General features: G+C 64.3%; 12 protein-coding genes. 8 read left to right on the top strand and 4 right to left on the bottom strand.

The annotated features are described in order from the left end of the window. Positions 1-157: 157 nt before the first annotated feature. The 3 genes from AB0K00_RS26860 to AB0K00_RS26850 are packed head-to-tail and all read right to left on the bottom strand — an operon-like array spanning position 158 to position 1,944. Entirely contained in the window at positions 158-376 is a 219-nt protein-coding gene (locus AB0K00_RS26860) for a hypothetical protein (RefSeq protein ID WP_363525055.1), read from the bottom strand. Beyond that, complete coding sequence (locus tag AB0K00_RS26855) at positions 369-1,331, bottom strand: DNA methyltransferase (protein ID WP_363525052.1); 963 nt, start codon at positions 1,329-1,331, stop codon at positions 369-371. The genes AB0K00_RS26860 and AB0K00_RS26855 overlap by 8 nt, the downstream gene beginning before the upstream one ends. Then, the gene (locus AB0K00_RS26850) at positions 1,324-1,944 is read right to left on the bottom strand and encodes a hypothetical protein (RefSeq protein ID WP_363525049.1); all 621 of its coding nucleotides are present in this window, start codon (positions 1,942-1,944) and stop codon (positions 1,324-1,326) included. Before AB0K00_RS26850 ends, AB0K00_RS26855 begins: the two co-directional genes overlap by 8 nt. A gap of 380 nt (positions 1,945-2,324) precedes the next feature. On the opposite strand from AB0K00_RS26850, the gene AB0K00_RS26845 reads away from it, so the two are divergent. The 4 genes from AB0K00_RS26845 to AB0K00_RS26830 are packed head-to-tail and all read left to right on the top strand — an operon-like array spanning position 2,325 to position 9,748. Continuing rightward, entirely contained in the window at positions 2,325-4,757 is a 2,433-nt protein-coding gene (locus tag AB0K00_RS26845) for a class I SAM-dependent DNA methyltransferase (protein WP_363525046.1), read from the top strand. Further along, a complete protein-coding gene (locus AB0K00_RS26840) occupies positions 4,754-5,953 on the top strand; it encodes a restriction endonuclease subunit S (RefSeq protein ID WP_363525043.1) in 1,200 nt (399 codons plus the stop codon). The genes AB0K00_RS26845 and AB0K00_RS26840 overlap by 4 nt, the downstream gene beginning before the upstream one ends. Further along, a complete protein-coding gene (locus AB0K00_RS26835; protein WP_363525040.1) occupies positions 5,950-9,036 on the top strand; it encodes a type I restriction endonuclease subunit R in 3,087 nt (1,028 codons plus the stop codon). The genes AB0K00_RS26840 and AB0K00_RS26835 overlap by 4 nt, the downstream gene beginning before the upstream one ends. After that, a complete protein-coding gene (locus AB0K00_RS26830; protein ID WP_363525037.1) occupies positions 9,023-9,748 on the top strand; it encodes a SprT family zinc-dependent metalloprotease in 726 nt (241 codons plus the stop codon). Before AB0K00_RS26835 ends, AB0K00_RS26830 begins: the two co-directional genes overlap by 14 nt. Before the next feature lie 653 nt (positions 9,749-10,401). Here AB0K00_RS26830 and AB0K00_RS26825 read toward each other — a convergent pair. Continuing rightward, complete coding sequence (locus AB0K00_RS26825) at positions 10,402-10,791, bottom strand: hypothetical protein (protein WP_363525035.1); 390 nt, start codon at positions 10,789-10,791, stop codon at positions 10,402-10,404. An 86-nt stretch (positions 10,792-10,877) separates the two neighbouring features. On the opposite strand from AB0K00_RS26825, the gene AB0K00_RS26820 reads away from it, so the two are divergent. From AB0K00_RS26820 to AB0K00_RS26805, 4 genes are all read left to right on the top strand, one after another. Then, positions 10,878-11,147, top strand: a complete 270-nt coding sequence (locus AB0K00_RS26820; protein WP_363525032.1) for a hypothetical protein — start codon at positions 10,878-10,880, stop codon at positions 11,145-11,147. Then, positions 11,140-11,748 carry a DUF6879 family protein gene (locus AB0K00_RS26815; protein ID WP_363525029.1) on the top strand — a complete coding sequence of 203 codons (609 nt, stop codon included), beginning with the start codon at positions 11,140-11,142 and terminating at the stop codon, positions 11,746-11,748. Before AB0K00_RS26820 ends, AB0K00_RS26815 begins: the two co-directional genes overlap by 8 nt. A 67-nt stretch (positions 11,749-11,815) precedes the next feature. Then, positions 11,816-12,280, top strand: coding sequence for a hypothetical protein (locus tag AB0K00_RS26810; RefSeq protein WP_363525026.1), 465 nt, complete (start codon positions 11,816-11,818; stop codon positions 12,278-12,280). After that, complete coding sequence (locus AB0K00_RS26805) at positions 12,256-14,178, top strand: tetratricopeptide repeat protein (protein ID WP_363525023.1); 1,923 nt, start codon at positions 12,256-12,258, stop codon at positions 14,176-14,178. Before AB0K00_RS26810 ends, AB0K00_RS26805 begins: the two co-directional genes overlap by 25 nt. The last annotated feature ends 69 nt before the right edge of the window (positions 14,179-14,247 follow it).

Raw genomic sequence — 14,247 nt, 5'->3', positions numbered from 1 at the left:
CGGGGGGCGGCGGGGTGGGGGGGGGGCTTGTGCGGGGGCCCCCGGCGCCCCCGGGCGGCCGGCCGGGACGCACGGGGCGCCTACCGATCCACCCGCACCTCGATGCGGTGATCAAGGCTGGCCGCGAGAGGCCGAACAGCCTGATGCGCAGCCATCGCTACTCGGCGGCGGGGCCGCCGCGGTGGTGCTCGTGCAGCCAGGTCAACACGTCCAGGACGGCCTCGGCCTGCAGGGCGGCGAGCCGCCGGCCGTGCTCACCGCCGACCACCGTGATGTCGAAGTCGACCTGCAACGGCGCCTCGGCCGGTGGGGCGCCCGGGTCGTGTTCGGCCCGCTCGACATCGCCTCGGGTACCACGCGACCGGGACCTAGCCACGTCTGCGCTCCGGACCGCCCGCGCTCGACTGGAACACCAGCAGATCCTCGTGCTGAATGAGCCACTGCGGGTCACCGGCGGCGACCGCCTCCCGCACGTTCTTCTGCTGGAAGAACGAGGCCCGCGGTACCAGGACCCCGTCGCGGACCCCGGCGATGAGCGCGACGAGTTCCTCGACCAGGGTCAGCCCGGCAGCGAGCCCGGCGGCGGCGACCATACCGGGGATGTCGATGAGTTCACCGCGTCGCCGGTACGGGCGGGCGGTGACCGCGACGTAGCCTCCGGGCCGCAGCACGGCCGCGCAGCCGGTGAGGATCTGCGTGAACCCCTCGGCCAGTTCGGCGTGGTCGGTGTAGGCGAGGTTCCCGGCGTCGGTGCCGTACCGGTGATTGATCTTCCCGACCTTGCCCCTGCGCGCGCCGGGGGTGCGGGCGTGGCCGTGGGTGGACGGCCCGTACGGCGGTGAGGTGATGACCAGCGAGATCCGGCCGTGGACCTCGGGCGGCAGGAGGGCGGGCAGGCGGCGGGCGTCGCCGGTGTAGATCTCGCCGGTGCCGGTCGCGCCCTGGCTGGTGGCGAGGCGGATGTTGTCGGCGGCGTGCTGCGCCCACCGGTGCTCGTATTCGACGCCGATGCCGTGGCGGCCGAGGTGCATCGCCTCGACGATGGTGGTGCCGATGCCTGCCATCGGGTCGGCGACCTGGTCGCCTTCCTCGGTGTAGGTGGCGATGAGGTAGCGGGGGATCGTGGGCAGCATCTTGCCGGGGTGTTCCATCGAGGCGGGCGTGTACCGGCCGCGTCGCATGTCGCGGGAGAGGATCTGACCGGTCAGCAGGACCGAGCCCTGGACCCCGTCGGCGATGAGCTCGAACAGCCGGGCGACGTCCGGGCCTGCGCCTTCCGCCGGGTCGATCCCGAGCGCGAACGCGTCGGTGGACGAGATGGGTTCACGCATCTGCGGCCTCCTGATCGGTGCTGGTCGTGCCGAACGCGAGGACGTCGAGATGGATGGGAGCATGCCGACCGTGCAGCAGCGCGGGCCGGGTGCTGGCGGCGGTGGCCGGGTCGGTGCGCGACTCGATTTCCGGGAGCGGCACCAGCAGCACGGGGAGGTGCTGGTGGTAGCGCAGCCCGGCGACGCGGGCGGCGGTGATGACGGCGCTGCGCCGGGAGATCCGGCCCGGCTCCGGGGTCCGGGCGGGCAGCACCGTGAGCACGAACCCGCCGGGGCACAGCAGCCGCCGCCACTGCTCCATGACGTCGGTCAGAGCCCGCAGGCCGAGGCGGTCACCGCCGGGCCGCGGCAGCCCGGCCAGCAGCAGCGAGACGCCGCCGTCGGTGAGGCTCCGGATGCGGGCGGGCCGGGCACGGATGCCGGTGAGCCGGATCCGGCTGGTGTCACCGTCGGTGACGAGGGCGGCCGGGTGGCGGCGCAGGTAGCGGGCGGCGCGGGCGACGGTCGGGTGCGCGTCGAGGTCGAGCACGACGTCACCGGCGCGGGTGTAGTGCCGGATCAGCCAGGCGAGGCGATGCGGGTCGAGCCCGTACCAGGATTCGGCGTCGGCCACTGTCCCGCACCGGGTTTGATGGAGACATTGTCGTAGCCGCTGACCGAGGGAGACTCTGGCGGACTACGTGTCCGAGCCAAGCGACCCGCGGGTGAGTTTCGGCCCCAAAATCCCTCCTCTTGGTAGGTTCCTTCGGTGCCCCCCGAACTGGAATTAGTAACCCGCCCTCGCCGCATCGATCCCAAGCTGACAGCAGCCAGCTGGTTGGCCACGCCGAGCGAGGGACTGACTGGCGATCAACTGTTCCATGATCGTTTGGCAGTCGACGGGAATAACAGTGCAATTAGGACAAAGATGCATTATAGCGCTAATATAACCCTACCCTCCATTACCTTGGCGCAACCGAGGGACTCGGCTGTTGCGGGCGAGGAGTGCGGCTCATGGCGCTAAAGAAGTCCGACCTCTACAGCTCGCTCTGGAAAAGCTGTGACGAGCTACGGGGCGGCATGGACGCCTCCCAGTACAAGGACTACATCCTGACGCTGCTGTTCGTGAAGTACGTGTCGGACAAAGCCAAGGCCGATCCCCACAGCCTGATCGACGTACCCGCCGGCGGCTCGTTCGACGACATGCTCGCGGCCAAGGGCGACAAGGAGATCGGCGAGAAGATCAACACAATTATCGGCAAGCTGGCCGAGGCCAACGGGCTCCAGAAAGTTATCGACCTAGCCGACTTCGACGATGAGGAGAAGCTCGGCAAAGGCAGGGAGATGCAAGAGCGGCTTTCCAAGCTCGTGACGATCTTCGCTGACTTGGACTTCCGTGGCTCGCGCGCCGAGGGCGATGACCTGCTCGGCGACGCCTACGAGTACCTGATGCGCCACTTCGCTACCGAGTCCGGTAAGAGCAAGGGTCAGTTCTACACCCCGGCCGAGGTGTCCCGCGTCCTGGCGAAGGTGGTCGGCATCGGTCCAGATACCCGCCAGGACCAAACCGTCTACGACCCCACGTGTGGCTCTGGTTCGCTGCTGCTCAAGGTCGCTGCCGAGGCGCCACGCGGTGTCACGATCTACGGCCAAGAGAAGGACAACGCCACCTGGGCGCTATCGAAGATGAACATGATCTTGCACGGCAACGAGATCGCCGACATCCGCAAGGGTGACACGATCACCGACCCGCAGCTCACCGACGGGACCCGGCTCAAGACCTTCGACTTCGCCGTCATGAACCCGCCGTTCTCCCTGAAGTCTTGGAACAACGGCCTGGAGAACGAGTACGGTCGCTTCGAGTTTGGCCGGCCGCCGGAGAAGAACGGTGACTACGCCTTCCTACTGCACGCCTTGAAGTCGCTCAAGAGCACCGGTAAAGCAGCGGTCATCCTGCCGCACGGCCCGCTGTTCCGCGGCAACGCCGAGGCCACCATTCGCAAGGAACTGCTGCGCCGCGGCTACATTAAGGGCATCATCGGCCTACCGGGGAACCTGTTCTACGGCACCATCATTCCGGCCTGCATTGTGGTTCTGGACAAGGAGAACGCCCAGGCCCGCACCGGCGTGTTCATGATCGACGCCTCTGAGGGCTTTATGAAAGACGGTCCGAAGAACCGCCTGCGGAGCCAGGACATCCACAAGATCGTCGACGTCTTCAACAAGCAGATCGAAGTTTCGCGTTATTCGCGCATGGTGCCGCTGGCCGAGATTGCCGATCCGAAGAACGACTACAACCTCAACATTCCGCGCTACGTCGACTCCTCTGAACCCGAGGACATCCAGGACCTGCACGCCCACCTGCACGGTGGCATCCCCAACCGCGATCTCGATGCGCTTGGCAGCTACTGGGATGCTTTCCCCCAACTCCGGGCGCAGCTCTTCAAGGCAAATCGGCCCGGCTACAGCGACCTGGCCATCGACGTCAGCGATGTGCAGCAGGCCATCCTTGACTCGCCGGAGTTCCAGAAGCTCACGGGCGAGGCAAAGAGCCTGGTCGCCGACTGGTTTGCCGCGCACCGGGCGGCGCTCGAAGCCATCCACGCCGAGACCAAGCCAAACGACCTAGTCGCCGTGCTCGGCGACGACCTGCTCGCCCGCTTCAAGTCGGTCCCGCTGCTCGACGAGTACGACGCCTATGAACAGCTCCTGACCTACTGGCACAGCACTATGCACGACGACGTGTTCATGCTCATGAACGATGGCTGGGTTGACGCTGCCCGGCCGCGCAAGACCATCGAGGACAAGGATCGCAGGCTGTCCGAGATACCCGACCTGGCGATCGGCTCTGCCCGCAGCGCCGTCAAGTACAAGATGGACTTGATCCCGCCGGCTTTCATCGTCGCCCGATACTTCGCCGACCAGCAAGCCAAGCTGGACGAACTAACTGCGCGTTCCGAGGGAGCCACCCGAGCTATCGAGGAGTACACCGAGGAACACGCCGTTGAGGATGGACTTCTCGCTGCGGCGATAGACGATGACAAGATCAGCAAGGCTCTCGCCACGGCACGGCTCAAGCAAGCCAGGTACGAAGGCTCTGACCGCGACGAGATTAATGCCTTGCAGTATCTGATCGACCTGTACAACGCCGAGGCTATCGCCAAGAAAGCGGTCAAGGAAGCCCAGGCCGCGCTCGATATCGCAACCCTCAAGAAGTACGGCGAACTCACCGAAGTCGACGTGAAGACCCTCGTACTGGACAGTAAATGGGCGGCCACCATCAGCGGACGCATAGTCGGTGAAGTAAATGCCCTAACCCTTTCACTGGTTGGCCGCATACAGCAGCTAGGCGAGCGCTACGCCGAGACGCTCGCAGAGCTCAACACGCGGTTGTCCGTGATCGAGGCGAGTGTCGAGCGACACTTGGCAGAAATGGGGTTGCAGTGACCCCGATTCCTGCGGACTGGACACTTAAGGCCCTCGGCGACGTTGCGCGTGTGTACTCGGGGGGAACTCCTAACCGTATGGTGCCATCCTACTGGGATGGCACCATTCCATGGGTAAGTACGGCAGAGATCGGTACATCTGCGATCATGACAACTAGGGAAACAATTAGCCGCTCAGGATTGGAAAACTCGGCCACCAGAATTGCTCCCGCGGGGACGTTGTTGATGGCGATGTATGGTCAAGGTAAAACGAGGGGCAAGACCTCCATCCTGGGCATTGACGCAGCGATGAATCAGGCATGTGCGGCAATTGAGCCTGGCAGTGAGGTCGACTCAACATATCTCCTCGCATACTTACAATGCAACTACGACTTTATAAGATCTCTTAGCAATGCTGGTGGGCAGGAAAACTTAAGCGGAGAGATTGTTAAGAGGATCCCGGTAATCCTTCCGCCGTTCCGTGAGCAGGTGGCCATTGGCTCTGCGTACCAGTTAGCTGCTAGCTTAGTCGACGGTCTCGAAGGTTTGCTTGCGAAGAAGCAAGCGATCAAGCAAGGCATGATGCAACAGGTCTTCCGCAATCGAGCCGACTCGGAGCTATCACCAATAGGTTCTGTAACCTCATGGATGTCTGGGGGCACGCCCGACCGGTCGATTGAGAGTTACTGGACGGGGACGATCCCATGGATCAGTGCCGCCACCTTGAAAAAGGTAGAGGTGTCCGACTCGGATCAGAAGGTTTCTGCCCTTGGTGTCCAAGCAGGGAGCAAGATGGCGCCCCTGGGCTCCACCTTGGTTCTTGTGCGCGGTAGCGCCCTGCATTCCGAAATCAGAGCATCGCTTGTGATCGCTCCGGTTTGCTTTAATCAAGACGTCAAGGCTCTTGTGCCATCGGCGAAGGTTGTGCCGAAGTTCCTGACCTACTCGATCCACGGCAACGCAAATCGACTGCTGTCTCTCGTGACGTCCGCAGGCAACACAGCTGGTGTCCTTGACACGGGCGTACTAAAGTCGTTCAACATTTGGTTACCCGACTGTGACGAGCAGAAACGGGTGGTTGCAATGTTCGACGATGTTACCGGAGACCTCGATTTGCTGAGCAAGCGACTGATAAAAGCCAAGAGTATCCAGCAAGGCATGATGCAAGAGCTGCTCGCCGGTCGCACCCGGCTGCCCGTTACAGGGGCCACCGCATGAGCAACGTCGGGCAGGTCGAACGCAAGACACAGGACCGTGTCGTTGAGCTGTTCCGCGATTCGTTGGGCTTCGACTACCTCGGCAACTGGGAGTACCGCGAGGGCAACTCCAACGTCGAGGTTGACCTGCTGACACAGAATCTGCGCGCCCGCGGTTACGACGACACCCTGATCAACAAAGCGATCGCCAAGCTGAAGAGTGATGCCTCGCTCGGCGGTGGTCGTGACCTGTACGAGGCGAATCGCGACGTCTACGGCCTGCTCCGCTACGGCGTGAAGGTGAAGGCCGGCGTTGGCGAGCACTACAAGACGGTCTGGCTGGTCGACTGGGCTACGCCGGAGGCGAATCACTTCGCGGTGGCTGAAGAGGTCACCGTTGCCGGAAACCACACCAAGCGGCCTGATCTGGTGCTCTACGTCAACGGCATCGCCTTCGCGACGCTGGAACTCAAGCGCTCCAAGGTCGCGGTGTCCGAGGGTATTCGTCAGACCATCGGCAACCAGAAGACCGACTTCATCCGGCCGTTCTTCACCACCGTCCAGCTAGCGCTGGCCGGCAACGATGTCGAAGGCTTGCGCTACGGCGTGATCGATACGCCGGAGAAGTACTGGCTGTCGTGGCGCGAGGACTCCGACATCGCCGAGCCACTCGACCGTGCATTAACCCAGCTGTGCTCAAAGGAACGGCTGCTAGAGATCGTGCACGACTTCATGGTGTTCGACGCTGGCATCAAGAAGACCTGTCGTCACAACCAGTACTTTGCCGTCAAGGCCGCGCAGGGCCGGATTGCCCAGCGCGAGGGCGGCATCATCTGGCACACCCAGGGCTCGGGCAAGTCCCTGATCATGGTGTGGCTCGCTAGGTGGCTATGGGAGCATCAAGCCGACGCACGGGTTCTGCTGATCACCGACCGCACTGAACTTGACGAGCAGATCGAGAGGGTCTTCAAGGGCGTCAACGAAGGCCTCTACCGCACCACCAGCGGCGTCGACTTGGTGGCCACACTGAACCAGGGCTCGCCGTGGCTGATCGGTTCCCTGATCCACAAGTTCGGGGCATCCGGTGACAAACCCGACAAAAACAACGCCGACAGCGAGTTCATCCGCGAGCTAAACGCGAAGATCCCGAAGGGCTTCCGAGCCAAGGGCAACCTGTTCGTCTTCGTTGACGAGGCGCATCGCACCCAGTCCGGCAAGATGCACAATGCGATGCAGGCCCTCATGCCCGGAGCGATGTTCATCGGCTTCACCGGCACGCCGCTGCTCAAGTCTGACAAGGCCACCACCATCGAGAAGTTCGGCTCGTTCATCCACACGTACAAGTTCGACGAGGCCGTCAACGACGGCGTCGTCCTGGACCTGCGCTACGAGGCCCGCAATATCGACCAGGACCTGACCTCGCCCACGAAGGTTGACGCCTGGTTCGACGCCAAGACCAGGGGTATGACCGACCTGTCGAAGGCTGAACTGAAGAAGCGTTGGGGCACGATGCAGAAGGTGGTCAGCTCCGAGCCGCGGGCCAAGCAAATCGTCAGCGACATCCTGCTCGATATGGACACCAAGCCGCGGCTGATGGACGGCCGCGGCAACGCCATGCTCGTCGGGGCAGGCATCTACCAGGCTTGTAAGTTCTACGAGCTGTTCTGCCAGGCCGGGTTCAAGGGCAAGTGCGCCATCGTCACCTCCTACGCGCCGCAGCCCGGCGACATTTCCAAGGAGGACTCAGGCCAGGGCGCGACGGAGCGGTTGCGACAGTACGAGATCTATCGCCGGATGCTGGCCGACCACTTCAACGAGCCGGCCGACGTGGCGATGGGCAAGGTCGACCAGTTCGAGAGGGAAGTCAAGGACCGCTTCATCAACGATCCGGGCCAGATGCGGCTGCTCATCGTGGTCGACAAGCTGCTGACGGGCTTCGACGCGCCGAGCGCCACGTATCTCTACATCGACAAGAAGATGCAGGACCACGGGCTGTTCCAGGCCATCTGCCGCGTCAACCGGCTCGACGGCGAGGACAAGGACTACGGCTACATCGTCGACTACCGTGACCTGTTCAACTCGCTGGAAACGGCCATCACCGACTACACCGGTGGCGCGCTGGACGGCTACGAGAAGCAGGACATCGAGGGGCTACTCACCGACCGCCTGGCAGGTGCCCGCGAGGACCTGGACGAGGCGCTGGAGCGCATCCGAGCACTGTGCGAACCGGTCGCCCCGCCGAAGAACACGCTCCAATATCAGCAGTATTTCTGCGCCAGCGAGTACGGCAACGCCGACCAGCTCAAAGCTAACGAGCCGAAGCGGGTCGAGCTGTACAAGGCCGTCGCCGCCGTGACACGTGCCTACGGCAACCTGGCCAACGAGATGACCGCCGCCGGCTACACCGACGCCGAGGCAAGCGCGATCAAGGCGGAGATCGCCCACTACGCCAACGTCCGCGACGAGGTGAAGCTCGGGGCTGGCGAAAACGTCGACTTCAAGCAGTACGAGGCAGGCATGCGGCACCTGCTCGACACCTACATCCAGGCCAAGCCGTCGGAGGTCATCTCTGACTTCAACGACACAGGGCTTGTCCAGCTCATCGTCGAGATGGGGCCGAACGCGATCGACAAACTGCCCGAAGGGATCAAGAAGGACCACGAGGCGGTTGCCGAGACGATCGCCAACAACATGCGCAAGCTGATCGTCGACGAGCACCCCACCAACCCGAAGTACTACGACAAGATGTCGCAGCTGCTCGACGCCATCTTGGAGGAGCGGCGCAAGGGCGCCCTGGAGTACAAGCAGTACCTCGCCCAACTGCTGGAGGCGGCAGCGAAGCTGGGCAAGGGCGAGTCGGACACCGCCTACCCGGACTGGGCCAACAACGGCGCCCGCCGGGCGCTGATTGACTTCTTCCATCCGACAACTGAGTTGGCCGTCGAGATCGACGTCGTCGTCCGTCACGCCAAGCCGGACTCATGGATCGGAAACCCGCTCAAAGAACGGAAGGTAAAGCGGGCCGTGGCCAATGCCCTGCCCGCCGACTTTGACCGGCTCGATGAGCTGTTTAACCTCGTGAAGGCCCGCCGTGAGTACTGGTAGTACCTACCTGACCGTCCGCGGCATCGACATCGACGTCGTCTACAAGGATATCAAGAACCTGCACATCGGCGTCTACCCCCCGATGGGCCGTGTCCGGGTGGCTGCCCCGACCCGCCTCGACGATGACCGTGTCCGCTTGGCCGTCGTGCAACGCCTGCCCTGGATCAAACGTCAGCGTGATCTACTCCAAGCCGCGCAGCGGCAATCCGAACGGGAGATGGTCACCGGGGAGTCTCACTACGTCTGGGGTACCCGCCACCGCCTCAAAGTCATCGAGCGGCCAGGCCACGCACACGTTGAACCGGACGGTGAGCGCCTGCTCCTCTATGTTCCTCAGGGAACCGCCGTCGATCGTCGCCGAGAATTGCTCGACCGCTGGTATCGCGCGCAGCTCCGAACTGCCCTTCCGAGTCTCATAGCCAGGTTGGAGCCCGTACTAGGGGTCTCCGTTCCACGCTGGAGCGTCCGCCGTATGAAGACCAAATGGGGCTCATGCAACCGCGAGACCGGCCATATCTGGTTCAATGTCGAACTCGCCAAAAAACATCCATCATGCTTGGAGTACCTGATAGTTCACGAGATGACGCACCTGATTGAACGCAACCATGGTGCACGATTCATAAAGCTCATGGACAAGTTCATGCCCGACTGGCGGAGCCGTCGAGATGACCTCAATGGCGCACCCTTGGCCAGTGAAAGATGGCCAGACTAATACTCCAGCCGCATTTCAAATAGGCCGAGACTTCGCTGGTTGTAGCTGGTGGGACGGCGCAGTTTCTTTTAGTGCCCGGCCAGAGATGGCCCTGCGCCCATTGAGGCGGCCGGCGGCACCGTGAGTAGCGACGATTTAGCCTCCGACCCGTGCGTTGATGTCGCTGGAGTGGCGCAGGTTTGTGCCCCTTCGCCTCGCCGCCGCCGACTGTTGCTGAGTAGCGCACCAGGGTCCCAAGAACTGACTCGTGCCGGGCCGATCAGGCCGCGTTGGCACGCAGGATGTCGTCGACCACCCGCTGCGGTAGATCTTGGCACGTATTGGTACGCCGGTCCTCGGTGATGATGCGGCGGAGGAGTTGTGGTTCTTCGGCATGGCCGTGCAGCATCGTGACGGTGTCCGTACGCGCATTGCTGTATCAGCGCTGCGCGGCGTCGGCTTGCTCGGCCCCCTCAGGCGTCCGGAACCCCGCCGTGGGCAGGAACATCCTCCAATGCCGCGCTTCGTCAGCGAGAAGAGGACATGACGACCCGAGCGCTGGCAGTACCGTCACCACGCCCGTAACGCAAACCGTCCGTTGGCCCTGCTTGGTGACAACTAACGACTTTGCGGGGTCCTGTCGTGCCTCCGGTGGGTGGGCGCTGGCTGGCGTGTCACCGGTTTCCGAAGGTGACGCCGCCGCTGATGTCTCGTGCCTGAACGGCGTTGCCGGTGATGGCTCCGGTGATGTGGTTGACGGTGCCGGGGTCGGGGACGTCAATGTGGGCGATCGCCTCCCGCCACGCAACCCGCAGCGCCTCGGCGAAGTCGGGGTCGGTGGCCGCTGCCGCTCGGAGAGCGGTGCTGAGCGCTTGGATCCGTCCGGGGTCGCTCGGATCGGCTTCGGCGGCATCGAGCGCGGCCTGAGCGTCGGGTCTGAGTTCGAACCGTCGTCGTACCACTGTCACCAGGGCGGCGATCGCGGATTTGGCGCCTTCAGCGAGCGTCTCGGCGGTCCTTGTGGCCAGCGCGAGGGCGACGGGCGTCCAGAACTGTTCATCCATTGTCGACGTCCTCTCGTCCCCTACAGCAAGGTGATGGTAGCATTACCGAGGGTCAATGTCGTTCCAGCGAATCCTCGGAGGTGGCTGTGCGCGTCGGTTGGGAGCCGGACACCGCGGCGAGATTCTTGCGCCGCTGGGGCAGATCCCCCGAAGAGTTGAACGCGACTGGTGGGGACAACGGCTGCCCTGACATTTGGGAACTCGACAACGGTGACATTGCGGTTGTCGGCCGTGACCTGACTGACCACTACCGGCAGCTGTTGCCCGCCGACGCAACTGTTGGTCCGGGTGAGCGCGTGGTGGTCATCCCGCGCCGCACGATGCTGGCCGCGCGTGCCGACATCCCGGATGCCTGACCTTCTTGATGGCGTCAACAGCGAGCTGTTGACGCTAGACGACTACTTCCCTGATTTCGACCGAGACTTTTGGTCGATCGAAGAGGGAGATTTCTGGAAGCTGGAACGCCAGCAGCATTTCCGCGAACCCGGCGACGACAGCTGGCGGGCGTTCGCCGAAGGCAACTGGAGCGAGGCGCTGCGGCTGCTGGAGGCCCGCCGCGACGACCTGGCCGACTACTACCGAAAGATTGTCGCGCACGGCTTCGCCACCTACCGGGTCCGGGTGGTCGAGCAGCCGATCATCCCGTACTTGCAATGGGAGCTGCACCTTTTGCGCGCTCGTGAGCGGGCCGGCGCGTTGATCCGGGTCATCGGCCCGGACAAGATCGCGGAACTAGAATCAGACGGATTGTTGCCGGAGTTCGCCACGCTCGGCTCGACGCTGCTCTACCAGCCCGTCTACGACGAACACGGTGTCCTGTGCGCGGGCCGCCGGTTCCGCGACCGCGGCCTGGTCGAGCGCTGCCGACTGCTTACCCGAACGCTCTACGACGAGGGTGAACCCCTGGCCTCATTCTTCGACAGGGAGGTCTCCCCACTGCCCCCACCGACGCCCTGACCCCCGTCGCCATATGCCTGCCACATCCCCAAGTCCTTCAGCGGAGCCGCCGGGTCATCTCAACCGAGTGGATGCCAACGGACCTTCAGGCGACATCGTGCAGGCCCGTGATATCCACGGTGGCGTGCACGTCCACCACCATGAGCCGCGGTCCTTTGCGGTCATCCCCTCACAGTTGCCCGGTGACGTGTCCGCGTTCGTCAACCGGCACAACGAACTGGCCACGCTCGACGGGGCGCTCATCGCAGAGCGGCACGAATCCCACGCGACGATCGTCACGGTCATTACAGGTACCGCTGGAGTCGGCAAAACATCCCTGGCGCTGCGGTGGGCGCACTCCATCCGGCACCGGTTCCCCGACGGCCAGCTGTACGTCAACCTGCGTGGCTACGACCCGGGAGCGCCCGCCACAGGCGATCAGGTCCTCACCCGATTCCTGCGCGACCTGGCCGTCCCCCGGGGGCGATCCCTGCTGAGCTCGACGACCGGGCGTCCCTATATCGGTCGATGCTCGCCGGCCGGCGTATCCTGATCGTCCTCGACAACGCCGCGACCTCTGCCCAGGTGCGCCCGTTGCTGCCCGGTACAAACACCTGTCTGACCGTCGTGACCAGCCGGGACCGCATGTCCGCGCTTGTCACCCGCGACGGCGCAGTCCGCGTCGGACTCAACGTGCTGCACGAGGACGACGCCGTTGCTTTACTGGGCATCATGACCAGCCGCTACCGTACCGACGACCGGCGCCACGAACTCGTCGAACTGGCACGGCTGTGCGCACGCCTGCCCCTCGCGCTGCGCGTCGCCGCCGAACGCGCGGCAAGCCGGCCGATGATGCGTCTCGATGAGTTGATCGCCGACCTCCGCGACGAGTCAGCGCTGTGGGAGGCACTCACCCCCGGCGACGATGACGACAGCGACGCCGTACGTACGGTCTTCGCCTGGTCCTACCGGGCATTGCCCGAACCCGCCGCCCGCCTATTCCGGCTACTGGGCCTGCATCCGGGCAACCAGTTCAGCGCGGAGGCCGCAGCTGCGCTCGGCAGACACGATCTGCGCACCGCCCGCCGATACCTGGATGTCCTCGTCGGCGCGCATCTGCTTGACCAGCGGGCACCAGACCGATACGAGTTTCACGATCTGCTGCGTGCCTACGCCCACGACCAGGCGCGCGACATCGACGACCAGACAGAGTGGACGGCCGCGCTGCGACGAATCGTCAGTTGGTACCTACAAGCTGCGGCCACCGTGTTGCACCACCTAACCGGGTTCGACACCAGCGCGTTGATCCACTCCATCCCAGCAGAAGTCGCCCCGCTTCTGCCGATGCTGGCGACGTCCGACGCCGCGCAGCATTGGTACAACACCGAATGCGACAACCTCGCTGCCGCGACCCGCGCCGCTGCCGACGCGGATCTGCACCCACTCGCATGGCGACTCGCCGTGATTCTCGGCCGGATCTGCGCTCTGCAGAACGCCTTCGACGACTGGCTGGTCACCGGCCACATCGGCCTCACCAGCGCCATTGCGGCCGGTGACCTTGCTGGTCAGGCGTGGACGTACGCGAATCTCGGCGCTGCGTACCTGCAATCTGGCCGCCTCGACGACGCCGCGACGAGCCACCAGTCTGCGCTGGATATCAGGCAACGCCTCGGTGACCGTCGCGGCGAGGCGATGTCCCACAACGCGCTCGGGCTGGTCGCGTTGGGTGCCCGACGCCTCGACGACGCTGTGGCGGCCTTCACTGAGGGACGACGCATCGCCGCTGACCTCGACGACGGGTACTGGATCGGGAACCTCGACGCTAACCAAGCCCAAGCGCTTCTGGAACTGCATCGGCACACTGAGGCCACGCTGCCGCTGGAGGAAGCGCTGCGGACGCTGCGGCGGTCCGGCGACCGTTTCGGCGAGGGCAATGCCCTGTATCTCCTGAGCCGGCTGCGACGGGAGACCGGCGATCTCGTCAGCGCCTACGCCAATATCGGCGCCGCGATCACCATCGCCGAGAATGTTGACAACCAGATGTGGCTCGGGCACTGGCTCGTCGAACTCGGCCATATCCAACGCGCCGACGGTGAACCCGGCCAGGCACTGGAGTCCTACCAACGCTCCGCCACGCTCCAGCGACGCGTCGGCGACCGGATCCGTGAAGCCATCGCCATTGCCGCCGCCGGCGATGTATACCAGGACCTCGGCCGATTCGAAGAGGCGGTCGACTTCTACACCGTCGCCGCAGCTGCCCAGCGCGACATGCGCAGCCGATGGCACCACGCGTGCACGCTCGCGTCCTGGGCGGATGCCAGCCAGCGACTTGGCGACACCGATAGTGCACTGGCCCGCCGCACAGAGGCCCTGGCGCTGTTGGAACACTTCCATGACCCTGCTGCGACGGCGCTGCGTGACCGGCTGCGGGGTCAGGCCCCGGACGGCTGATCCGCCTCCGGGGCGGACTCGATTATCCAGATCGGGGCGTCGGCGCACTCCATGCGCAGCCCGTCAGCC

This window comes from Dactylosporangium sp. NPDC049525, from assembly GCF_040676755.1.
GTDB lineage: Bacteria > Actinomycetota > Actinomycetes > Mycobacteriales > Micromonosporaceae > Dactylosporangium.
This window is presented reverse-complemented; position numbering and strand designations above follow the sequence as displayed.

What these genes read in the sequence shown, in the direction of transcription:
- AB0K00_RS26855 (WP_363525052.1), bottom strand. Translation starts at nt 1,331, where the DNA reads ATGCGTGAACCCATCTCGTCCACCGACGCGTTCGCGCTCGGGATCGAC.
- AB0K00_RS26815 (WP_363525029.1), top strand. Translation starts at nt 11,140, where the DNA reads ATGCCTGACCTTCTTGATGGCGTCAACAGCGAGCTGTTGACGCTAGAC.
- AB0K00_RS26835 (WP_363525040.1), top strand. Translation starts at nt 5,950, where the DNA reads ATGAGCAACGTCGGGCAGGTCGAACGCAAGACACAGGACCGTGTCGTT.
- AB0K00_RS26825 (WP_363525035.1), bottom strand. Translation starts at nt 10,791, where the DNA reads ATGGATGAACAGTTCTGGACGCCCGTCGCCCTCGCGCTGGCCACAAGG.
- AB0K00_RS26805 (WP_363525023.1), top strand. Translation starts at nt 12,256, where the DNA reads ATGCTCGCCGGCCGGCGTATCCTGATCGTCCTCGACAACGCCGCGACC.
- AB0K00_RS26845 (WP_363525046.1), top strand. Translation starts at nt 2,325, where the DNA reads ATGGCGCTAAAGAAGTCCGACCTCTACAGCTCGCTCTGGAAAAGCTGT.